Genomic DNA, 23,281 nt, shown 5'->3' on the forward strand with positions numbered 1-23,281 from the left:
GGCGGCGCGGACGGCAAGGCCGGCATCGAAGGCGTCGCGCCGCACGCGAAACTGATCGCGGTCAAGGCCTGCTGGCAAGCGGACAATCGCAGCGGACCTTCGCGCTGCAATTCGTTCACGCTCGCGGAGGCGATCCAGTCGGCGCTCGAAGCGCATGCACAGATCATCAATCTGAGCCTGGGCGGGCCGAAGGATCCGCTGCTCACTCAACTGATCGAACTGTCGGTGAGAAAAGGCGTGATCGTGGTGGGCGCGGTGCTGCCGGACGGCAACCTCAAGGCGTTTCCGGTCGGCGTGCCGGGCGTGATCGCGGTGGACTCGGCACGCGCGACGAATGGCCCCGCCTCCGATTCCGCCGCGCGCGTGCTCTACGCGCCCGGCCACGACATCCTGACGCTCACACCCGGCGGACATTACGACTTTGTCTCGGGCTCGTCGTTCGCGACAGCGAACGTGACGGGCACCATCGCGTTGCTGCTCGGCTTGCAGCCCAACCTCGACGCGCGCTCGATCGAAACGTTGCTCGACCAGACGAGCGGTCCGAGCCGGCAGCATGTCCGGGTCATCAACGCATGCCGGGCGGTCGAGGCGCTTCATCACACGTGCGTCGAGGCGGCTCGTTGAACGGGAGAACGCGGCGATGCGGCGACCCGGCGGCGCGGCGTTGGTTAATCCTCGCGAAGGCGCTCTTCACGCAAGCGATCGGCGCGCAATCGATCCGAACGTAGCCGCTCTTCACGCAGGCGATCCGAGCGCAACCGCTCGGAACGTAAGCGCTCGGAACGCAGGCGTTCCTCGCGTAGCTGTTCTTCCCGGTGACGTTCGGCCCGCACATTGTCGTCGTGGGTGCTGACGCGCAGCAAGCTCGCGCAGTCGTCAGCCGTTGAACAGGGCTGTGAAAACGCATTCGCGGAGGCGAGCAACAAGGCGCAAGCAACGCCCGCGGTCAGGTTGAGTGAACGCAGCAGCAACATTCCGAATCCCGCTCACGGTTGAAAAAAACCATCCTCGTACCGATGGCCCATCCGCACCGCGCCGATAGCGAATCGGGTTGGCGCGAGACGAAACGCTTTTCTCACCGCGTGAAATGAACCTGCTGCTCAAGCTCGACCAAAGCGATCAAAGCGCCTCGACCAGATCCTTGCGCCGCGTCTGACAATACGCCGAGCACGCAAGCTGCGCCGCATTCGCGGCGGCATGAATCATCGGACTCGCGTCCACCGGCTTGCAAATCGACACGATGATCGGCGGCGGCACGGGTTTGAGCGGCAACTCGATGAATTCGCCGCTCTGCAAGGCCTCCGCGACGAACAGGCCCGGAATGGCGGCGACGCCATAGCCGTCGCGCACCAGTTGAACGATCGCGGCGACCGACGGCGAGCAGGTGATGCGCGTTTGCCCGGCCGGCATGCCGAGCTGCTGCGCGAGCGCATGAACGATGCTTTCGAGCGCGACTTGCGGCGCGGTGCCGCGCCCAAAGGTCAGCACCGGACGCTCCAGCACACGCAGCGCGAGCCCTTCGGCGCGTTTCGACAGCAAGCCCCGTTTCGCGATCCAGCGAACCGGATAACTGGCGATCGCGCGGGAGACGATCTTCGTGCTGTCGATGCCCTCGACCCGTATCACGAGGTCGAGATCGCCGCTCAGGAGACGCCGTTGCAGCACCGAACTCGAATCGACGGTCAGGTCCACTTCGAGCCGCGGAAAGCTCGCGTTCAACTGCGTGACGTAGTGCGCGAGCCAGCTATGCACGACCGTTTCGATGACGCCCAACCGCAGCTTGCCGCCGACCACGACTTCCTGGCCCGCCGCCTCCCGCAATGCGCGCGCGGCGTTGACGACGTTCTTCGCGGGCCCGAGCAGATTCTGGCCCGAGGGCGTCAGCCGGAAGCCCGTTGTCGAACGGTCGACGAGTTCTGTCTTGAGTTCGTCCTCCAATGAGCGGATGCGCAGCGAAATCGTCGCCGGGGTCGCGTGCAGCACGCGCGCCGTCGCTCGAAAGCTTTCGAGTTGAGCGAGCGTCACGAAGGTTTCGAGAAAGCGCGTGTTCATGGGGCAGGTCTGAAGATTGGCGGATTTTTTTATCGTTTCCGGCTTGCAGTATGCCTTAACAAAAAGCGCCGTTTACACGAAACCGGCCGCTTTTGTGGCCGCTAGGGCGAAACGACGCGAGGTATTCGCCATGCATCGAAATGCCTCGACCTAGCCCACCCAGATTTCCCGTCCATCAATGCTTTCGGGGCAATAAGCAAGCGCTTGCCGCGACGCACCCCCAAGCATCAGCTACGTAAAAACCCGCACGAAACCGTTAAGAAAACCTGAACGCCAGCGGCACGAATAACTCGCTGGCGCAGCTATTTTGTTGGTCCTACTCTGCACCCCATCGCACTCACGAACGGAATCGCCGTCATGCCGCACACCTTTCGCCAGCAAGTTCGCAGCAAGGAATTTTCAGGGCCCACGGCCGGTTATTGCGGCGACTTCGCGCAAGCCAACCTCGCCATTCTGCCGAGCGCCTACGCTGAGGACTTCATGCGCTTCTGCCTGCGCAATCCGAAAGCCTGTCCGCTGCTCGGCGTCGGCGAACCGGGGCAATTCGATCTGCCGATGCTGGGCCGCGACCTCGATATCCGCACCGACGTGCCCGGCTACAACGTCTATCGCGACGGCGTGTTGTGCGAGCAGCCCGCCGATATCCGCGACGTGTGGCGCGACGATCTGGTCGTATTCGCGATCGGCTGCTCGTTCTCGTTCGAGCAGATGCTCGCGCGCGAACGCATTCCGCTGCGCCACGTGGATGAAGGCGTCAACGTGCCGATGTACCGCACCCACGTTGCGAACCAGGCGGCGGGCCGGTTCGGCGGCCGGCTCGTCGTCTCCATGCGGCCGATGAGCGGCGCCCACGCGATTCGCGCCGTGCAGATCACGAGCCGGTTTCCGGCGGTGCATGGCGCGCCGGTGCATATCGGCAACCCCGCCGTGCTCGGTATCGAGGATCTGTCGAGCCCGGATTTCGGCGATCCGGTATCGATCCATGAACACGAGCTGCCGGTCTTCTGGGCCTGCGGCGTGACGCCTCAAAGCGCCATTGAAAGCGCGCGGCTGCCGTTCGCGATCGCGCATCGTCCTGGCCACATGCTGGTCACCGACATCCCCAACGCATCGCTCGCGGTGTTCTGACGCATCTCAGGAGAAACGCATGACTACGGAAGCGCAATACGCAAGCACGCCCGCCGACGACGCAACGGCGGACACCACCGCGAGCCGCGGCATGTTCGGCTGGTATCGGCACACCAATGCGAGCGAGCGGCGGGCATTCTGGAGCTGCAAGGTCGGCTATGCGCTCGATGCGATGGACACGCAATTCCTCAGCTTCGTGATTCCGACGCTGATCGCGACGTGGAGTCTCACCAAGGGCGAAGCCGGCTTGATCGGCACGGTCACGCTGCTGACGTCGGCGCTCGGCGGCTGGGTCGCGGGCATTCTTTCCGACCGCATCGGCCGGGTCAAGACGCTGCAGATCACCATCGTCTGGTTCGCGTTTTTCACGCTGCTGTGCGCGTTCGCGCAGAACTACAGCCAGCTTCTGATCGCTCGCGGCTTGATGGGCTTCGGCTTCGGCGGTGAATGGACCGCGGGCGCGGTGCTGATCGGCGAGGTGATCCGGCCGCGCGATCGCGGCAAGGCGGTCGGCATGGTGCAGGCGGGCTGGGCGATTGGGTGGGCGGCATCGGCGGGACTCTATACGCTGGTGTTTTCGCTGCTGCCCGGCGATATCGCATGGCGCGCGTTGTTCGCGCTCGGCGTGTTGCCCGCGCCGTTCGTGATCTTCATTCGCCGTTTCGTCGAGGAACCCGAAGTTCATCTGCAACAGAAGCAGCGTGACGCCGAAGCCGGCAACACGAGTTCGTTCTTCGAGATCTTCGGCCCCGGCGTCTGGCTGACGACGCTGCGCACCGCGATCCTCGCCACCGGCACGCAAGGCGGCTACTACGCGATCACCACCTGGCTGCCCACGTACCTCAAGACCGAACAGCACCTGAGCGTGGTCGGCACGGGCGGCTATCTCGCGGTCATCATCGCCGGCTCGTATGCGGGCTACCTGTGCGGCGCTTTTCTCAGCGACCGCTTTGGCCGCAAGCTGAACTTCATCGCGTTCTCGATCGCCTCGATGGCGATTGCCCTCGTCTATACCCGCGTGCCGATGAGCAACGCGCTGCTGCTCGTGCTCGGCTTTCCGCTCGGCTTCTTTGCCTCGGGCATCTTCGCCGGGATGGGCGCGTTCATGACCGAACTCTTCCCCACGCGGATTCGCGGTTCGGGCCAGGGCTTTTGCTACAACTTCGGCCGCGCGGTCGGCGCGACCTTCCCGTTTCTGATCGGTTTCGTCGCGCAAAAAATGGCGCTCGGCGTCGCGATCGGCACCTTCGCCGCGGCCGCCTACGGCGTCGTGATTCTCGCGGCGCTGACGCTGCCCGAAACGCGCGGCGCGCAACTCGAATCGTGAGCACCTCAACATTCACCGGAGAACTCTTCTGATGACACATCAAGCCGACACCCAGCTACCGCGTGATCGCCGCTGGCAATTCTGGATCGACCGCGGCGGCACGTTCACCGACATCGTCGCGCGCCGCCCCGATGGACGGATCGTCACGCACAAGGTGCTGTCGGAGAATCCCGAGCGATATCGCGATTCGGCGGTGCAAGGCATTCGCGATCTGCTGGGCGTCGCGGCCCGCGAGCCCGTGCCGGCGCATCTGATCGACAGCGTGCGAATGGGCACGACGGTCGCCACCAACGCCCTGCTCGAACGCAAGGGCGCGCCCACGGTGCTGGCGATCACGAAGGGTTTCGCCGACGCGCTGCGAATCGCGTATCAGAGCCGTCCGAAGCTGTTCGTGCGCGACATCGAATTGCCGACGCTGCTGTATCAGCGCGTGGTGGAAATCGACGAGCGGATCGGCGCGCGCGGCGAAGTGGTGCGCGAACTGGATACGGAGCAGGCTTACGCGGCATTGCGGCAGGCGTATGAGAGCGGCATCCGCTCCTGCGCGATCGTGCTGATGCATGGTTACCGGTACGCCGAACACGAACGCAAGCTCAAGGAAATCGCGCAGGACATCGGCTACACGCAAATCTCCGTGAGCCACGAGGTCAGCCCGCTGATGAAGCTGGTGTCACGCGGCGACACGACCGTCGTGGACGCGTATCTGTCGCCGATTCTGCGCCACTACGTTCAGCAGGTGGAAAGCGATCTGGGCGCGGTGCCGCTGCAATTCATGCAGAGCAACGGCGGCCTCACCGACGCTCACCGCTTCCAGGGCAAGGACGCCATCCTGTCCGGTCCCGCGGGCGGGATCGTGGGTGCGGCGCAGGTGTCGAAGCTCGCGGGCTTCGAGTCGATCATCGGCTTCGACATGGGCGGCACCTCGACCGATGTGACGCACTATGCGGGCGAATACGAGCGCGAGTTCGCCACCGAAGTGGCGGGCGTTCGCATCCGCGCCCCGATGATGAAAATCCACACCGTGGCGGCGGGCGGCGGCTCGATTTGCAGCTTCGACGGCGCGCGCTTGCGCGTGGGTCCCGAGAGCGCCGGGGCGAATCCGGGGCCGGCGTCGTATCGGCGCGGCGGCCCGCTGACCGTCACCGATTGCAACGTGATGACCGGCAAGATCAGCGCGCAGTTTTTCCCTCACGTGTTCGGACCGGAAGGTAACTTGCCGCTGGATGCCGCCGTCGTGCAGCGCAAGTTTGCCGACGTCGCGGCGCAGGTCGAAAAGGCGACCGGCGCGCAACGAACGCCGGAAGAAATCGCCGAGGGCTTTCTGAAGATCGCCGTGGAGAACATGGCGAATGCGATCAAGCAGATCTCGGTGCAGCGCGGCTACGACGTGACCCGGTACACGCTCGCCTGCTTCGGTGGCGCGGGCGGTCAGCACGCGTGCCTCGTCGCGGACGCGCTCGGCATGACGCGCGTGTTCATCCACCCGCTCGCGGGCGTGCTGTCGGCGTATGGCATGGGTCTCGCCGACGTGCGCGCGCTGCGTCAGCAAGCCGTCGAAACGCGGCTCGACGGCACGTCGCTCGCCGCTTGCGAGGACGCGTTCGCGCCGCTGGAAAGCGCCGCGCAAGACGAAGTCGCGCAGCAGCGCATCGCGAAAGACTGCATCACGCTGCGCCGCACGCTTCACGTGAAATACGACGGCACCGACACCGCGCTCGAAATCGAATTCAGCAACGACGCACCCGCGATCGTCGCGACGTTCGAGCGTCTGTACCGCGCGCGTTACGGTTTCCTGATGCCGAACAAGGCGCTGGTGATCGAAGCCGTCGCCGTCGAAGCGATCGGCCAGGCGCACGAGGCCGAGGACGAACATTGGCCGCTCGCCGAGGGTGCTTCCGCGAATCCCGAACCGCTCGCCATGACACGCGTGTTTTCCGGCGGCGAGTGGCACGACACGCCCGTGTTCGACCGCGAATCGCTCGCGCCCGGCGCGAGTATCGACGGCCCGGCCATCGTCAGCGAAAAGACCGGGACGACCGTGATCGAGCCGGGCTGGCAAGTCGAGGTCAGCCGGCACAATCACCTGGTGGTCAACCGCACGAGCGCGCTCGTGAACCGTCATGCGATCGGCACCGAAGCCGATCCGGTGTTGCTCGAGGTGTTCAACAACCTGTTCATGTCGATCGCCGAGCAGATGGGCGTGACGCTGGCGAACACGTCGTACTCGGTCAACATCAAGGAACGCCTCGACTTCTCGTGCGCGCTGTTCGACGCCGACGGCAACCTGATCGCCAACGCGCCGCACATGCCGGTCCATCTCGGCTCGATGGGCGAAAGCGTGCAGACGATCATCGAGCGGCGCGCGGGCACCATGCAATCCGGCGATGTCTACGTGCTCAACGCGCCGTATGGCGGCGGCACGCATCTGCCGGACGTGACGGTGGTCATGCCGGTTTTCGTCGAGGACCATGCGACGCCGACGTTCTACGTCGCGGCGCGCGGGCATCATGCGGATATCGGCGGCATTTCGCCGGGCTCGATGCCGCCCGACTCGACGCACGTCGATCAGGAAGGCGTGCTGCTCGATAACGTGCAACTGGTCGCGCAGGGCCGCTTTCTCGAAGGCGAAATGCGCGAGTTGCTGACCTCGGGCCGCTATCCGGTTCGCAACGTCGAACAGAACATGGCGGATTTGCGGGCACAGGTCGCGGCGTGCACGAAGGGCGCGCAGGAGCTTGACCGCATGTGCGGGCAGTTCGGACTCGACGTGGTGCAGGCGTACATGCGGCACGTGCAGGACAACGCCGAAGAAGTCGTGCGGCGCACGCTGTCGGTGCTCAAGGACGGACGCTTCGAATACGAACTTGACGACGGCGCGAAGATCGTCGTCGCGGTGTCGATCGACCGCGACGCGCGCTCGGCGGTGATCGATTTCGCAGGCACGAGCGAACAGCAGCCGAACAATTACAACGCGCCCTCCGCGATCTGCAAGGCGGCCGTGCTGTATGTGTTCCGCACACTCGTCGACGACGACATTCCGCTCAACGCCGGTTGTCTGAAGCCGCTGGACATTCGCATTCCCGCAGGCTCGATGCTCAACCCGCGCTATCCGGCCGCGGTGGTGGCCGGCAACGTCGAGACGTCGCAGGTCGTGACCGATGCGCTCTACGGCGCGCTCGGCGTGATGGCGGGCGCCCAGGGCACGATGAACAACTTCACGTTCGGCAACGAGCAGTACCAGTACTACGAGACCATCTGCGGGGGCTCGGGCGCGAGTGCGTCGGCGGCGGGTTGCAGCGCCGTGCAGACGCACATGACCAACTCGCGGCTCACCGATCCCGAAGTGCTCGAATGGCGCTTCCCGGTTCGCCTCGACGACTTCCGCGTGCGTCACGGCAGCGGCGGCGCGGGGCAATGGCGAGGCGGCGACGGCACCGAGCGGCGCGTCCGCTTTCTCGAACCGATGACCGCCGTCATCCTGTCGAATCGCCGACGCGTTGCGCCGTTCGGCATGGCGGGCGGATCGCCGGGCAAGGTCGGCGTGAACTGGGTCGAACGAGCCGGTTCGGCGGAGCGTGAAACCTTCGGCGCGCGTCATCAGGTGCAGATGAAGGCCGGCGATGTTTTCGTGATTCAGACGCCTGGCGGTGGCGGATATGGAGCGGCGTCCGAGGTCGAATAAGTCGCGGCCTGCATCCAGCCTCGCACCTTGCGAGGCTGGGTTTGGCGCTTTCGCTGGGCAACCATGAATTTCGGCTGGCTCGGCGCTTGCGCGATGTCATCGCGGTACGGTGAGCGTCTTCGAACGCGGGCAGCATGCCCGCCATGCGGACACGCCCACCATGATTCCTCGCTCTACTCCCGCATCGCCCATCTCGCCCACCTCGACGGACGCGGCCGCGTCGGCTTCCGAAGAGAGCCGCCGCACTGCCGCCGCCACCAGCACCGCGGGCATGAGCGACACACCCGGCGTATCGCGCTCGCACGCATCCGCGCGCGCGGGCTCGCTGGCAGTGTTGCCGGAAGCGCGCACGCGCCGCCCCTCCGGCTCGCCGCCACCGAGGCGCTCTCCCCCTCCGTCGACCCGTGCGCTCGCGGAGCAGCTTCGCGCGATGTGGCCCGCCGAAACGTCATCGGCCGCGCATGGCATGGCGCAATCCGGCGACGCCTCGCCGGATGATGTCAGCGACGCCGAATCGGATTCCAGTGACGAGTTCTCCGTGCTCGTCCGCTCCGATCCGGACGAACGTACCCGGCGCTTGCACCGCCTGTCCGAAGTCGGCAAGCGATCGAATTCGCCGGCCGATGTCGCGGCGCTCGTCCGCGACGCGCAGGCCTTGCGATCGATTGCAGCCACGCACCACCCGATTACCTCCGCGACACGGTTTAGCAAAGAGTTCGTACCGGCCGACGACAACTTCAAAAGCAACTTCTCTCTGCTCGGCCGAGCCGTGGTGCAATGCGAGGATGCCGCGCGGGCCTGGCAGGCGGCGGCGGATCATTACCAGGCGGCAGTCGAGGTCGCCAGCAAAATCAGCCTGCCCGTTCGGGACATCGCTCGCCTGAACGAGGCGGTCGAGGAGTGCGATGCTCATGTCGCGCGGCTCGACATCAAAGGGGACGTGCTGCGCGGCATTCTTTGCGTGAAGCGCGAGCAAACCCCGTTCGGCGAAGGCTACGTGCGCGCGCTGGAACTGACCATCGAGCCGCTGCGCCGCGCACTCGCGCGCTGCGGGACAGAGGAACTGGCCGCACTGCCGTTGCATGACGCGCCGATCGAAGGCCTCGACGTGGAACTGCGCAACATCGGCGCCAGCGCGCATGATCTGTCGAAGGCGATACACCGCCTTGCGCAAGAACCGGCCGCACCGCCTCCGCATGATCCATCTGTCGAGGGCATGGACGTGGAACTGCCCGGCGTGGATGCAGACGGGCGTGCTCCGCCGCCTGCAACGGAGCGCCGCGTCACCGCGCTGCTGAAGGCGAGTCCGAACCAACGCGAGGCGTTGCGGGCGAGACTCCTCGCTCGCTGTGCCGAACTGGAAAAGCTCACGGGTGACCTGACGTTGGCGCTGCGAGGCGAGTTCGTACAGGCGCCGGTTGTGGAGGCGGTTGTGGAGGCGGTTGTGGAGACGGTCGCGGAGACGGTTGCGGAGCCAATCGCTCCCGAGCAGGAGGCCGCCGTGGAGGCCGCCGTGGAGGCCGTCATGGGCGAACCGCCCGAGGTTGCGCGGCTTGTCGCATTGCAAACCGGCCTCGCGCCGCTCCTCGCGCGCGCCGAAGGCGCGACTCTCTCGGCGAGCGCAAATCACGAGGCCGCGGCGCAGTCTGTCGACGGCGCTCTTGAGGCGATCGTCGCGTGGCATGACGCCGCCGAAGCCTACGACGACGCGGCCCATACATTCGATAGCGCGACCGCGGAATGGTCCCCCGAAGCGCGCGAGACGCCCGAACCGCAGGCGCTCCATGCGCAAATTCGCCAGGGTCGCGCCACGGCCATCACGCAGATGCAGACGGCGGTTGGCGCGGCATTCGCGACCCTGTGGCGCGATATTCCGCAGGTACTCACGGGAAGCCGCGGTGGAATCGGCATCGGCGAACCGCGAGCGATAACGGGCGGATCAGCCGAGCCGTTCATCGAGGACCTGGCGGGCCGCTGCCGTGCACTGCTCGCGTTGGCCGAAGACTCGGCTTTCCTTCGACGAGCGACCGATATCGACGTGGAACGGTTAAGCACGCCCTTTGCGGCACTGGCCGATTTTCTCGACGCGACGAAAAACCGCCCCGCTGACATGCATCGGTTGATGTCCACGGCGGACCGCATCCAACAGGCAGCCGGACTCGCGCGAGGCGCGCTCACCAACGCGGCATCCGCGTTGAACGATACGTTGCGTGCATTCTTGAACTTGTGTTCCGCGCTCAGAACAGAGCTGATCCGAGCCGCATACGCCACTCAGCAGGCCGACGTAAAATCGCTTTGCGTTCGCGTGGCAACCGAGCGGCAAAGCGGAGCGGCGCGTCTCCAGGACATCCTCGGCGAACTTCCTGACCTGCTGCGCGACGACGCGCCCGCGAGCGCCATCGCGAACCCTGGCGATGACGCGCAATTCATCGGTCTTGCACGATCCTTGGCCAGTCGGGTGGATGCCTATCGCGAGACCGTGCTCCAGTTGCCCCCGGATGCGCCGGAAACGATGGTGCACGAGCGGGCGAATACCGTGCTGATGCTGAGCGGTCTCGCCATGTCCTGCCGCCTCACGGCTGACCTGACCGAGTGTTACGGCGAAGCGCGAGAAGCCATCGGCAACGCGCCCTTGTCCCGGCGCGCAAAAGTGACTCACGGCTTTGCCGAGCGCGCACGCGCGGCCGGTGTGAATGCGGGCGCGGTGTTGGGTCAATGCGCGACGCTGAGGCTGGACCTGGGCGCCGGCACGGCGGACCAACTGGCCCAGATTCTCGGCTCCCTGGCATCGCGCAGCGAGCGCCAGGCGGAATGCATGCGACTGAGCTTCGATGTGCTGGGCCGGTTCGCGGATATGCATAACCGCGTGCACAATCTTGCCGGACGTCCGGCGCGGGATGCCGGCAGCTATAAATTCCAAAGCGATGCGTTGGTCAGCCTCAATGAGGACACCGTCGGCAAGATTCGCGAGGTCCATGGAAGACTGACGGAGCAGATCGACGCCTCAAAAGACCAGCCCGGCATGGCCGGCGGAGCCCGGGTGGAGCAGCATGTCGTCGACCAGCTCGCGAACAGCCTCGAATGGCGCGCGACGCTGGAAGTCGACACGGCGCAACGTCAATGGATGCGCGTCACTCTGGATGCGCTGAAGGCCGTCGTCATGGACACGGGCAGCAACCTGCCGGAGGACGCCAACGATTTGCTCGACCTGCTCAACGAGGACCTCTCCATCAGCACGCAAGGTTTGCTTTACTACGCCACGGAAACGGGCGACAAGGATAGATGCAGGGCGTTGATGCAAGAAAACGTCGCGCTGGGACGTGGGGTGCAGCAATGCAGGGAGCAACTGGAATCGCGGCAGGAAGCGCAACGCGCTCGCCATGCGGCGCGCGAAGCGGCGGCGCAGCAGCCGTCTGCGGCGGCGGGGCCGTCGCAGCCTGGCAAGGGCAAGGGCAATAAAGGCAAGGCGAAGCGCAAGTGAGATGCGGGGGGCGGTCGCCTCGCACGCCGCGGCGCACCTCCCACGCTCGACGTGCCGCAAACAGCCATGCGCCCCACTCACTCCATGCGCCTCCCCGAAGCCTCGTCATCCGCCGGTATCCGCACCGCGATCGACGTGCCGCTGCCCGGCGCGCTATGCACCGATATCTCGCCGCCCAGCATCAGCGCCCGCTCCCGCATGCCGACCAGCCCAAACGATTTGGCGCGCGGCGCCGTCAAATCGAAGCCGCGCCCGTCGTCGCGTATTTCGAGGTTCCAGTATTGCTCGACCTGTTCGAGCGAAATCGTCACCTCGCTAGCGCCGGCGTGGCGCGCGACATTCGTCAATGCTTCCTGCACGATCCGAAACAGCGCCACGGCGCGCTCTTCGTCGAGCACCAGATTGTCGTCGGGAATTCGCAGGCGGCAGACAACGCGCCCGTCGCGCGAGAACTCGGCCGCGAGCCACTCCAGCGCGGCGACGATGCCCGCATCGAGCGCGGCCGGCCGCAGCGAGGCCACCACGTTGCGCACCACCTGCATGGTGCCGTCCGCGAGACTCAGCAGATCCTGAAACCGTTCGGCCAGGACGGAATCATCCCTGGCGAACTCGATGCGCATCGCCGACACGCCGAGCCGCAGCGCCGTCAGTTGCTGGCCCAGTTCGTCGTGCATCTCGCGGGCGATGCGCTTGCGCTCCTCCTCGCGCGCCGTTTCACGCAGCGAGGTCAACTCCTGCAACAGCGCATACGATTCGCGCAAGCGGAGCTCGGCTTCCATGCGCGCCGTGATGTCGGTCCAGATCGTCAGCGCGCCACGCGTCTCGCCGTCGGCGTCGTGCTCGGGAACGGCGCTCACGTGCCAGCCCACCGGCTTGCCGTCGCGCTCCCACGTAAGATCCACCTTTGCGCCGATCCCGCTCGTCATCACCTGCTCGAGCGTCGCGGTGATCATTTGCAATTCGGGCATCGCGGCGGCCGACAACTCCGCGGGCGTCTTGCCGACGGCATCCGCCGCGCGAATCCCGTTGATCTGTTCGAACCGCGGGTTGACGTAGCTATAGCGACAGTCGCGGTCGTAGCGGACGATCATCTCCGGCGCGTTCTCGGCCAGCGTGCGAAACGCCACCTCGCTCGCGCGCAAGGCGAGTTCGGTGGTTCGCAGCCGCGTCACGTCGCGCGCCACGCCGAGCACGCTGACCACGTCGCCCTCCGCGTCTTTCTCGGGAATATGCCGCACCTCGAAGACATGCCAGCCTTCATCGGTCGCCCATAGCGCTTCGTGGTCGGCCGGTTCACCGGTCGCCACCACGCGGCGAACGCTCGCTTCGAGCAGTTCGTTCTGCGCGCTGCTGCCGCCCGTCTGCAATTCGTGAAGCTGCTTGCCGATGAAGTCTTCCTGCGGCATACCGAATGCCTTCGATACACGCGGATTCACATAGGTATGACGCCCCTCCCGATCGAAGCGGGCGATGAAGTCCGGAAAGCTCTCGGTGAGCGTGCGGAACAGTTGCTCGCTGCGCTTCAGTTCGTCGATGTCGCGGCAGATGGCGAGCACGGTGGCCACCCGGCCGTCGGCGGCGAACTCGGGCACCATCCGCATATGCCCCCAGCGCACTTCGCCCTTGGCATTGCGGAAGCGGATTTCGTCCATGCGTTCGGTGCCGGTCTCGACGACGCGGCGCAGCCGGTCGCGGTACCGCGGCACGTCGACCACGGGCGAGTCGTCGACCGTGCCCGCGTCGGCGGTTTCGTCGATGCCTTGCGGCAGCAGCGCGCGCAGCGCCGGATTCGCGTAGACGCGCCGGCACTCGCGATCGTAGCGGGCGATGTAGTCGGGAGAATGCTCGACCAGCGCGCGGAACGCCTGTCCGCTTGCGTGCAGATCCGCTTCCGCCTTCTTGCGTTCGGTAATGTCGCGTCCGAGCGCCAGCACGCTCGTGATTTCGTCGCGCAGTCCGCGCTCGGCGAGGATGCGGACATGGTGATAGCTCACGCTGCTCGCGCCGTCTTGCAGCGCGAGTTCGAGCGTGCGTTCGGCGCCCGTTTCGAGCGTCGCCGCCAGGGCGCGCTGATAGACGGCGAACTGCGGATCGGCACTGTGTTCGGTCGGCGTGCCGCCAAGCAGATCCTGCAACGGACGGCGAAGTATCGAGGCGAGTCCGGAGTTCGCGTACACGAGCCGGCACTGCGGGTCATAGCGGCAGATGATATCGGGCGTGCTTTCCGCGAGCCGGCGGAACTGCGCTTCCATCTGAAGTTGGCCGATCAGCAGCGCCTCGGTCCGCTTGCGCTCGGTAATGTCGCGCACGAGCGCCAGGTTGTACGGCTCGCCGTCGAACTCGAAATAGCTTGCGTTGATTTCCACCGGCAAGGTGGTGCCGTCCTGGCGCCGCTGTGTCGACTCGACGAGGAGCGAGCCCTTCTCGCGCAACTCCGCCCAGGCCGTTTGCCAGCGCTCGAGGCTCCACTCGGGATCGACGTCCATCACACGCATTCGCAGCAGTTGCGCGTGGTCGTAACCCAGCGTGCGGCAAGCCTCGTCGTTGGCGTAAATGAAGCGCGCGTTCCGGTCGATCAGATAGGCCGCCTCGCGGACCAGATTGAGCGCGCGATTCTTCAGATAGGCGAGCGCATCCGGCTCGGCCGCGGTTCGCTCGACGCGCCCATCCTCCCGCCGCGTTGCGGCATCCAGCCCCTGTGGCGGCTCCCGGCTGATCTTTTTCATCGAGTTCCGTGCATATCAGGTCAGAGATTGCGCGATCATCCACGACCGCCGCCGCATGCGCGCCATGCTGCGCAACACCCTCCCGACGGGCGTCTCCCGGAGATTCATCGGGCCGGCGCGCCAGTTGAGTATTGGTCAGCGGAAAGGCCGAGGGCACGGTGCGGCTTACCCGGCAAGCATAGCCCAGGAAGATTTGCAGGTGGCGGCTTCAATGGCGGCAGTTGAGGCAAAACGGCCGCATCGGAACCGCATCGGGGTGCAAGCCGCGTTTAAGGATTTCCCTACCCGAAGATCAGCATCGACCTGAGCTTTTTTCTTCATGTCCTGACAGCACCGCGATAACTGTCCACATACGATGGACACACATCAACGTCCTGCTTGCGCGTGCCGCCATGGTCCCCTATCTGTCCGAACGAGAAAATGCGGTCGAGCACATCAACGCGATCTGTACGCGCCTGTTCGATCGGTGGTGCGAAAGCAGAAGGCTCATGCCGCTCACGTATCTGTTGCGAGGCTGGCCGCTGATCAACAGCGATGCGGAAGCGTTCCGCCGCCTCGGCGGCGCGCTGCGCGAATTGCGGCGGCATCCGCTGCACGGTTTGGATCGCGCATCTTTCCAGCAACTGTGCGAGTTGTCGGATTGCGTCGACGATCTGCTCGTCCCCTCCGCGCCGGCGACATGGGCGGCGCACAACGGGTAGTGGAACGTCAGCTCATCCAGTACGCGGCCGGTATGCGGCGGTCGGCGTCGGAGAGATAGGGATTGTCCAGCTCGAAGGTCTTGCGCGACGCGGGCCTCGCGCGCGCCAGCGCGTCCTGAATGTACGGATGCGAGTTGAAGAGCCGCATGTAGGCGCCGTTGCGATACGCCAGGACAAGCCCGCGCTCGATCTCCCCCGCCAGGGCTTCCTGGCCTGTAGCGACGTAAAAAAGAAAATCGGACCGGTATCTCAACATCAACCTGTTTTCGACGACGAGGTCAGGCTCGCGGCGCCCGCGTGCGTCCAGTTCGGCATACGCTTCCACGATGCCGCGCGGAAAGTAATCGACGCGGCCGCTCTGCGTCATCTCGAACATCGTCTCGTAGGTCGAACTCTGAATCGTCAGACCCGCCGCCTTGAGGATGTCGGTGTCGATCCAGCCGAGTCCCTGCCCGCCCGTGAACGCCTGCAGATCCGACAAGCGCTCGATGTGGTCGAAATCCCGTTGCCGGTCCTTCCTTATGATGAATAACCGGTAGCCGATCAGCCCGCGATGGATCGGAATGCGCACGACATTCAGGCCGCGCTCGGCGCGCGCTTCCATGCTCGTCCAATGCAGATTGATCGCACCGTTGCTGTTCGCCAGTTCGGCGAGCGCGCGGCCGCGCTCCATGACGATTTCGGCCTGACGCACGGAATAGGAGACGTTCGCCGTGTTCAACGCCAGGTCGAGGACGGCGAGAGCGAACGCGGCGTGCACGTCGCCGCCCGGACGAATGCGCGGATAGACGATATCGAAGTGGCCGGCCGGCGCGGCATGCGCGCCAAGCGTGACGCCTGTTGCGCCGAGCGCGGCCAGCAGGAAGCGCCTGCGATGCATGGATGGATAGCGTCTCGACACGGGAGGAATGCCGCGCCGGGATTGGCGCATCTCCGCACAGGCACCGAGCCTGTGCGGTTCCCCATCGTGCCACGCGCCACCTATCCTGACAAACCGTAATATCCCGCTGATGCAACGACGGCGGCAGGACGCCGCCGGCAGGTCAATGCACCACGCCGAAGATCACGTTGGCGCCTTCAGCAGGAGTCAGGCCCACGTTGAAGTAGCCTTCGAGCCTCACCGCGGTTGCATGATTGAGCACGAACGGCGGCTGGATGAAGCCGCTCGCGAATGCATGGTCATACCATTCGCTCATCCATGCCCGCAATTGCGTCTCGTAGTTCGACAGTTCTCCACAGTTGTCCGCGGTCATCCATGATCTCCCTTGTGGCGGAATGTTCATGTCACGCAACGAATGGTTCGAAGCTCATCCTGCACAGGTTGAGTTCCGGCGGGAAGGCATGCCAGCTACCGTCGTCATGTCTGAAGAAGAACAGCACCAACGGGCCGTCGGGCCGGCTGATCTCGATGCAGGCCCGGCATGTCAGGCCGTCCTGCGAACCGTGCAGCGAGAGCACGCGGACCGGCAGGGTGCCCGCCATGGCCTGCAATTTCTCGCGCAGCCCGCGTAGTAAGCTTGTCGTCGCAACCACGTCCGCCCCCTCGACCATCCGATTCGCATTGAATCATCGTGAGCCAATGCAAGGCGCTTTTCAGTCGGCGGCGGCGGATTGTGAAGTCAGGAAATGCTGGTTAAAGGTTCAGGATTCCCCTAAAGGCGTCTGTCACTCCGCAACGAGGCCATGCCGGATCGCATAGCGGATCAACTCGGCGTTGTTGGTGAGGCCGAGTTTCTGCATGAGACGCATCTTGTGGGTGCTGATCGTCTTGGCGCTGAGCGAGCACGATTCGGCGATGTCGTTGATGCTTTGGCCCGCCGACAGCATCCGCAATACCTGGAATTCGCGGTCCGACAGGATCTCGTGCGGCGGCGCATCGCCCGAATGCGTCTCGAACACCATTGCGTCCACCAGCTTGGGATCGATGAAGCGGCCGCCGGCGGCCAGCTTGCGGATCGCGGTGAGCAGCACCTCCGGGTCGCTGTCCTTCGTCACGTAGCCGGTCGCGCCGGCCCGCAGCGCGCGCGACACCACTTGCGCCTCGTTGTGGATGCTCAGCACCAGCACCGGCAGGCGCGGCTCCTCGGCGCGCACCCGACGGATCAGATCGACCCCGCTGATGCCCGGCATCGTCATGTCGAGCAGCATGAGATCGAACTGCCCCGTGCGCAGACGTTCGAGCACTTCGGAGCCTTGCGCGGCCTCGGCGGCGACGACGATATCGGTGGTCGTCGCGATGATCTGTTTCAGGCCGCCGCGCACAATCGCGTGGTCGTCAGCAATCAGGATGTGGATCATTTTGGGTCCCGCCTGCGAGCGGAATGTGGATGGAAATGGCCGTGCCCATGCCGGGTGCGCTGTCGATCGTCATCTCGCCGCCGATCAGCCGGGCGCGTTCCTGCATGCCGAGCAGGCCGTATGAATAACCCATGTGCGCCTTCTCCGGCTCGAAACCGCAGCCGTCGTCGCTTACGTGAAGGTCGAGCGTCGCCTCGGTGCTGGTCAGCGTCACGTCGGCCCGGGTGGCGTCCGCATGGCGCCCGATGTTGGTGAGCGAAGCCTGAACGATGCGGAATACCGCCGTGGCGTACGCATCCGGCAGCACCGGCTCGCCGCCGTTGATGTGCAACTGGCACGGAATGCTGTTGCGCCGGCCGAAGTCCTCGATCAACCACTCGAGCGCGGAAACGATGCCGAAGTTTAACGCCGCGGGCCGCAGATGGTTAGCGACATTGCGGACCATCCAGATCGTTTTCTCGACCAGCTCGCGCATGTCGTCCGCCTTGCGGATCGCGTCGGGATCGGCGCCGAGACGCATCTTCAGCAACGAGACGTCCATCTTCAGCGCGGTCAGCAACTGCCCGAGTTCGTCGTGAATCTCCAGCGCGATGCGCTTGCGCTCCTCCTCGCGAATCGCTTCCATGTAGGCGGACAATTCGCGCAATTGCTCGCGCGATTCGAGCAGTTCCTGCTCGATGCGCTTGCGCGCCGTGATGTCGTTCAGCCCCACGTAGATCGCGGGCGAGTCGCCGAACGTTCCCACACGCGCGGTCGCCATCGCCCAGAACTCGGTGCCGTCCGAGCGCCGCAAATGGACCTCGGAGTTGCGAAAGCTGCCCTCGCGGCGCAAATGCGTCACCAGCCGGTCGCGGTCGCTCGCATTCACATAGAAGTCGACGATATTGACGAGCGTGCCGGCGCGCACCTCGAGCCCGAACAGTTCGCGCAGCGGCTCGTTCGCATAGAGGATGACGCCTTCCGGCATCGACGTGATGCACAGCGGGATAGGGCTCGTCTCGACAATCGTTCGAAAGCGCGCCTCGCTGGACAGCAGTTTCGCTTCGGCGCGGCGGCGCTCGTCGACCTGGGCGGACAGCCTTGCATTCGACTGCGCGAGCTGCTGCGTGCGCTGCTCGACCCGCTGTTCGAGTTCATCGCGCGCGCGCGACAGAGCCGCCTCCGCCCGCATGCGCACCGCCACTTCGCTCAGCAGTTGGCGGTTCTGCTCGACCAGTTGCCGGTGCATGCCGCGCAGCGCCAGATGCGTCTCGATGCGCGCCATCATTTCATCGACCTGCACCGGCTTGGTCACATAATCGACGCCGCCGGCCGAAAAGCCCTCGATCATGTCCTCGCTGCCCGTCAACGAGGTCATGAAAATCACCGCGATGTCGCGCGTGCGCTCATCCGCCTTGAGCCGCCTGCAAGTCTCGAAACCGTTGATGCCGGGCATCGTCACGTCGAGCAGGATCAGATCGGGCTGCGAAAACAATGCGCGCTCCAGCGCCTCCTCGCCGTCGAGCGCAACCAGCACGCGATAGCCGCGGTTCACCAGGCTGTCGACCACCACGCCGAAGTTCGCGGGTGTGTCGTCGGCGATGAGAATCGTCGGCCGCTCGCCGGTATCCGCGCCTTGCTCGCTCATGGCTGTAGCTCGCCGCTCATATGCCGCTCCACCAGTTGCAGGATCGCCCTCGACTGATACCCCCTCGCGAGCGCGCTGAGTTGCGCCGCGAACGGTCGATGGCGCCCATCGAGCGCCGCGATGCCCTCGGACCACGCGACGATGGCCTGCATGTCGCCGAGGCGCGCGAGTCGATGGAGTTCGCTCATCTGCTCGGGCGGCACAGGCAATGACGACGACGATGACGAATGAGCGAACGCCTCCTCGCACGTGGACGGGCACGGCGGCGCATAAATCCAGTGTAGGCGCAGCAGCGTGGCGATTTGCGTCAACAAGGCGTCGAACTCGACCGGCTTGGAGACGAACCCGCTCACGCCGGCAGCGACGCTCATCGCCTTGTCGCTGCCCGACGAACTGGCGGACATCGCAATGATCGGAACGCTCGCGAAGTCGTCCAGCCGACGCAGGCTGCGCGCCAATTCGAGCCCGTTCATGCCGGGCATCACGATGTCGGTGAGGATCAGTTCGGGCCGTTCGCGTTGCGCCTTCTCGAACCCGTCGCGGCCGCTGTGCGCCTCGACGGTGTCGAAGCCGAGGCGGCCCAGCAGATCGACCACCACCGCGCGATTGACCTCCACGTCGTCGACGATCAGCACTTTCCTGCGCGGACCGTCGTAACCGGTGAGCCGATGCGGAAGCGGCGCGGGCGCTATCGTCGGGAACGTGATTGCCGCAACGCCGGCCTGCTCCAGTTCGAACCAGAAGGCGCTGCCCCGCCCTGGCTCGCTTTCGACCGCGATCTCGCCGCCCATCGCGCGCACGAACTGCCGGCTGATCGCGAGGCCGAGGCCGGTCCCGCCGGCGCGCCGCTCAGGCGCGCCCAGTTGCTCGAACGGCTCGAAGATGCTCGCCAACTGGTCGGGACCGATTCCAATGCCGGTATCGCGAATGTCGAAACGAACGCGACCCGACGCGGCTTGGGAGATATGCAGGCTGACGCCGCCGCGATCGGTGAACTTCACCGCGTTCGCCAGCAGGTTGAGCAACACCTGCCGCAAGCGCCGCTCGTCGGCACGCACGCCGGCGGGCGCGTCGGCGTCGATTTCGCAGACGAAAGCGAGCCCCTTCTGCTCCGCCTTCACGCCGATGATGTCCCGAATCACGTCGACGAGCGCCGCCAGCGGCACGTCGCAAATCTCCACGCGCAGCTTGCCCGCTTCGATCCGCGCGAAATCCAGCGCGTCCTCGATCAACGTCAGCAGATGTTCGCCGCTGCGGCGGATCACCGCGACACGCTGCTGCTGCAACTCGTTGAGCGTCGTGTCGCGTCCGAGTATCTGCGCATAGCCGAGAATGCCGTTCAGCGGCGTGCGGAGTTCATGGCTCATATTCGCGAGGAATTCGCCCTTGGCGCGGTTGGCCGCCTCGGCCAGGTGGCGCGCTTCGCGCTCGGCCGCCGCGTCGCGTTCGTCGAGATACGCGTGATGCAGACGCTCGCCCATCGCATTGAACGCGGCCACCATGCGGTCGAGTTCGTCGGGCTCACGCGGGCCGCGGCGCGGCAAGGTGAACGGCCGATGCGGCTCGCGGAAATCGTAGCGTCCCACCGTGCGCGCGATCGCCGCGACATGCCGCATGACGAGGCGCGACAGAATGTAGATCGTGAAGAGCGAAACGAGGAACGTGTTGGCGGCCTGGGTCAGCAGAATCGTCACGGCGGCGTGGGTCAGCTCGTGATAAAGATCGGCAAGCGTCGCCTCGACGTAAAGCCGGCCGATCTCGCGCTCCTTGCCCTGCACGCTGTAGACGAGCGGAAACTCGCGCACGATCACCGGACCGGCGGTGCGCCGCCCGGCGCTCAGGAAAGCGGGCCCGTGCGGCTTGCCCGTCTCGCGAATCTCCACCGCGCGGACATCGGCCATGCGCAAGATGCCGTTCAGTTCCAGTTGGAGTTGCGCATTGTCGAGCCGCCATAGCGCTTCGGCGAGGCTGTCGCGATTGCTGCGCTCGATGTCCGCGAGGCGGTTTTCGATCTGTTCCACGCCGCGGTGGTAGTCGCGGTAAAGCTGCAATCCGGTCAGCAATAGCGTGACCGCGCAACTGAAGAGCAGCACGGTTGCGAAGAGCCGCAACACGACGCTGCTTCGGAAGCGGCCAACCGAATTCCACCATGCGTCGAACATGCTGTCTGCCATACGTCCCCGCGAGTGCTACGGTTCTTGTCTCGTCTATTCTGCACTCGTTGCCAAAGCGGAGTCCATGCACGCCGCTCGTCGCGCCAGCAAAGACGCGGGGTGACGGTTATCGCCTAGTGCAGCATGTTCGGCATGCGCAGCGAGGGATTCGGCAGAATCTCGTCGATACATAAAGCCAGTTCGCAGAATATCGGCCAGATGCGGCCGTCCAATGCCCCCGGGTGCGCCCTGCTCAGTTCGCGCAAGCCGTCGGCCAGCCGCCGCAAGGAGGCGGGTTGATTGTCCGGCAAGGGCCAGCAGTGCAACAGATAGCCAAGCGGTATGACGCTTCTGCTTTCGCACCACGTGTCGAAGAGCCGCAGGCATGCGCTGTTGACCTGCGCGACTGCATCGTCGTGGTCTGCCGGGTGACCGGTCATAACGGGACCGCCGAAAAGAAAATTCGATAGCCCATCCTAGAGGGGCCAAGAGCCGCTCACAGTAAGGAACGCCGGAAAAATGCGCAGGCGGTCTCCTGAATCTGGTGTCAGGAAATCCCGAATGTGAATGCCCGTGCTGGAAGCGGTACCGGCCAGCGCCAGGCGCCGCGAATCGGCGCGCCGGCAGGCACCTGGAATCAAGCGATCTCAGACCGCCGGCGCGGCGCAAACCGCCTGGCGTTCGTTTGCCTCATGCAAGGCCGCATCGGCTGAGGTTGTCGTGCTCGCCAACGGCAAGCGCACCACGAACTCCGAGCCGCAACCGGGACCGTCGGAGAACACTTCGACTGCGCCGCCATGATTCGCGACGATGTCGCGCACCACCGACAATCCCAGCCCGAGACCGTTGGCGCCCGACGCACAAGCGCCGAGTCCGCGCTCGTATGGCTCGAAGATGCTCGCCAGTTCGCCGGGCGCGATGCCGATGCCGTGATCGCGCACGCGGACATAGCAGTAACGTCCGGCGCGAGACACCGCGACGTCGACGGCATGCTCCGCCGCCGAATACTTGAGCGCATTCACCATCAGGTTGCCGAACACCTGCGTGAGCTTGCCGAAGTGGCCCTGCACGACGAGCGGCGCGTGGCCTTTCACCAGACGGATCGGCGCATGGTCGGGAAACCCCGCTTCGGCGACCTGAATGCAATGCGCGATCAGATCGTCGATATCCACAGGCTCGGGCTGAGCGCTTCCTGTCTCCGGCGACGCGCGCGGCGGCTCCGCCAGCGCGGGCGCGTGCACATTGGCGAATTCGGCTTGAGCCGGCTCCATCAATTGCTGGGCCAATTCGCCAAGCAGGCTGGCTTGCCGCGATAGCAGCAGCGCATAGCGCTTGAGTTGGTCGTCGTGGCCGTACTGCGTGTTCAGCAAATGGGCGAGCAAGCCAAGCGGCGTGATTGCATTGCGAATCTCATGACCGATCATCGGACCCATGGCGCGGTCTTTCGCTTCATCGCGCGCGGCGCCAAAGGATGCGATTGGCGGCTGCCGCACGCCTTGCCTCGCGGCCTGCGTGCGTGAACGCTCCAGGGGTTCGGCGCGCGGCTCGATGGTCGCATCGTGAAGGCGCGCGATTTCCTGGCTCTGCGCGCTGCGCAGCCGTTGCACGCAGTAAGTGCACAAGCCGATGATCGGCCGCGACGCGAGCCTGTCTTTCAATGACGCTTCGTAGTCGAGCAGCGCGATCCAATCGGTGCTTTCGTCGCAGACGGCGTCGCCGGCCACCCGCAGCCCTTCGAAGCCGCGCCCCAGCGCCTCGTTGATCGCGGCCGACCACAAGCCGACCGTGGCGCCGCCATTGAAACCGCTTTTAGGCCGCGCGTAGAGTTGCGCGCCGTCGAGAATTTGCAGTTGACCCGCATCGATATATTCCGCGAGCGCGGGCTCGGTTCGCGTGAGCATGTAACGGGCTTTGTCGGGTCCGAGCAAAGCGGGCGCGACCCACACGCCGACTTCGTGATTGGCGAGTCCCGCGTGCAGGAAATCCGCCGTGACGCTGAGTAATTCGCTACGCGATTCGTAGAAGTGACACAGATGGGTGCCCCAGGAAATGGGCCCAAGCGCGGAAAAACCGCTTTGACGAGTTCCGGTGGTCATCGCTTCCCTG

Annotated in this window: 18 protein-coding genes; 6 read left to right on the forward strand and 12 right to left on the reverse strand. The window is 65.2% G+C overall.

Annotated elements, in window-relative coordinates; translation table 11 throughout:
- Positions 1 to 624: S8 family serine peptidase (locus BUE39_RS10825; protein ID WP_159442553.1), on the forward strand; the 624-nt coding region annotated here is incomplete at its 5' end.
- Between the two features lie 44 nt (positions 625 to 668).
- Here BUE39_RS10825 and BUE39_RS10830 read toward each other — a convergent pair.
- Entirely contained in the window at positions 669 to 974 is a 306-nt protein-coding gene (locus BUE39_RS10830) for a hypothetical protein (RefSeq protein WP_073428659.1), read from the reverse strand.
- A gap of 145 nt (positions 975 to 1,119) precedes the next feature.
- On the reverse strand, positions 1,120 to 2,052 hold the full coding sequence (locus BUE39_RS10835) for a LysR family transcriptional regulator (RefSeq protein ID WP_073428660.1): 933 nt from the start codon (positions 2,050 to 2,052) through the stop codon (positions 1,120 to 1,122).
- Positions 2,053 to 2,409: 357 nt separating this feature from the next.
- Between BUE39_RS10835 and BUE39_RS10840 the strand changes: the two genes are divergently transcribed.
- Genes BUE39_RS10840 through BUE39_RS10850 form a run of 3 tightly spaced genes read left to right on the forward strand, consistent with a single transcriptional unit; the run spans position 2,410 to position 8,189 of the window.
- Positions 2,410 to 3,180 (forward strand): putative hydro-lyase, encoded by a 771-nt coding sequence (locus BUE39_RS10840; protein ID WP_073428661.1) that lies wholly within the window; start codon positions 2,410 to 2,412, stop codon positions 3,178 to 3,180.
- A gap of 19 nt (positions 3,181 to 3,199) precedes the next feature.
- On the forward strand, positions 3,200 to 4,507 hold the full coding sequence (locus BUE39_RS10845; RefSeq protein ID WP_083082261.1) for an MFS transporter: 1,308 nt from the start codon (positions 3,200 to 3,202) through the stop codon (positions 4,505 to 4,507).
- Positions 4,508 to 4,538: 31 nt separating this feature from the next.
- Positions 4,539 to 8,189, forward strand: coding sequence for a hydantoinase B/oxoprolinase family protein (locus BUE39_RS10850; protein WP_073428662.1), 3,651 nt, complete (start codon positions 4,539 to 4,541; stop codon positions 8,187 to 8,189).
- Positions 8,190 to 8,285: 96 nt separating this feature from the next.
- Here BUE39_RS10850 and BUE39_RS10855 read toward each other — a convergent pair whose 3' ends face one another.
- Positions 8,286 to 8,540 (reverse strand): hypothetical protein, encoded by a 255-nt coding sequence (locus BUE39_RS10855; RefSeq protein ID WP_073428663.1) that lies wholly within the window; start codon positions 8,538 to 8,540, stop codon positions 8,286 to 8,288.
- Between the two features lie 79 nt (positions 8,541 to 8,619).
- On the opposite strand from BUE39_RS10855, the gene BUE39_RS10860 reads away from it, so the two are divergent.
- A complete protein-coding gene (locus BUE39_RS10860; protein WP_073428664.1) occupies positions 8,620 to 11,670 on the forward strand; it encodes a hypothetical protein in 3,051 nt (1,016 codons plus the stop codon).
- A gap of 77 nt (positions 11,671 to 11,747) precedes the next feature.
- Here the strand turns inward: BUE39_RS10860 and BUE39_RS10865 are convergent, their stop codons facing one another.
- Entirely contained in the window at positions 11,748 to 14,396 is a 2,649-nt protein-coding gene (locus tag BUE39_RS10865) for a sensor histidine kinase (RefSeq protein ID WP_073428665.1), read from the reverse strand.
- A 488-nt stretch (positions 14,397 to 14,884) separates the two neighbouring features.
- Between BUE39_RS10865 and BUE39_RS10870 the strand changes: the two genes are divergently transcribed.
- Positions 14,885 to 15,097, forward strand: a complete 213-nt coding sequence (locus BUE39_RS10870; RefSeq protein ID WP_310122418.1) for a hypothetical protein — start codon at positions 14,885 to 14,887, stop codon at positions 15,095 to 15,097.
- A gap of 7 nt (positions 15,098 to 15,104) precedes the next feature.
- Here BUE39_RS10870 and BUE39_RS10875 read toward each other — a convergent pair whose 3' ends face one another.
- From BUE39_RS10875 to BUE39_RS10910, 8 genes are all read right to left on the reverse strand, one after another.
- Complete coding sequence (locus tag BUE39_RS10875; protein ID WP_073428667.1) at positions 15,105 to 15,977, reverse strand: hypothetical protein; 873 nt, start codon at positions 15,975 to 15,977, stop codon at positions 15,105 to 15,107.
- A gap of 163 nt (positions 15,978 to 16,140) precedes the next feature.
- Positions 16,141 to 16,350 carry a hypothetical protein gene (locus BUE39_RS10880; RefSeq protein WP_073428668.1) on the reverse strand — a complete coding sequence of 70 codons (210 nt, stop codon included), beginning with the start codon at positions 16,348 to 16,350 and terminating at the stop codon, positions 16,141 to 16,143.
- Between the two features lie 31 nt (positions 16,351 to 16,381).
- Entirely contained in the window at positions 16,382 to 16,648 is a 267-nt protein-coding gene (locus BUE39_RS10885) for a hypothetical protein (protein WP_073428669.1), read from the reverse strand.
- Between the two features lie 114 nt (positions 16,649 to 16,762).
- Positions 16,763 to 17,395 (reverse strand): response regulator, encoded by a 633-nt coding sequence (locus BUE39_RS10890; RefSeq protein ID WP_073428670.1) that lies wholly within the window; start codon positions 17,393 to 17,395, stop codon positions 16,763 to 16,765.
- Complete coding sequence (locus BUE39_RS10895) at positions 17,373 to 19,022, reverse strand: response regulator (protein WP_073428671.1); 1,650 nt, start codon at positions 19,020 to 19,022, stop codon at positions 17,373 to 17,375. The genes BUE39_RS10890 and BUE39_RS10895 overlap by 23 nt, the downstream gene beginning before the upstream one ends.
- Positions 19,019 to 21,196: an ATP-binding protein gene (locus BUE39_RS10900; protein WP_073428672.1), complete on the reverse strand. Its 2,178-nt coding sequence runs from the start codon at positions 21,194 to 21,196 to the stop codon at positions 19,019 to 19,021. The genes BUE39_RS10895 and BUE39_RS10900 overlap by 4 nt, the downstream gene beginning before the upstream one ends.
- A 113-nt stretch (positions 21,197 to 21,309) precedes the next feature.
- Positions 21,310 to 21,615, reverse strand: coding sequence for a hypothetical protein (locus BUE39_RS10905; protein ID WP_073428673.1), 306 nt, complete (start codon positions 21,613 to 21,615; stop codon positions 21,310 to 21,312).
- 207 nt (positions 21,616 to 21,822) lie between these two features.
- Complete coding sequence (locus BUE39_RS10910; protein WP_073428674.1) at positions 21,823 to 23,271, reverse strand: MEDS domain-containing protein; 1,449 nt, start codon at positions 23,269 to 23,271, stop codon at positions 21,823 to 21,825.
- Positions 23,272 to 23,281 lie beyond the last annotated feature (10 nt).

It is taken from the genome of Paraburkholderia terricola, assembly GCF_900142195.1.
Taxonomy (GTDB): Bacteria; Pseudomonadota; Gammaproteobacteria; order Burkholderiales; family Burkholderiaceae; genus Paraburkholderia; species Paraburkholderia terricola.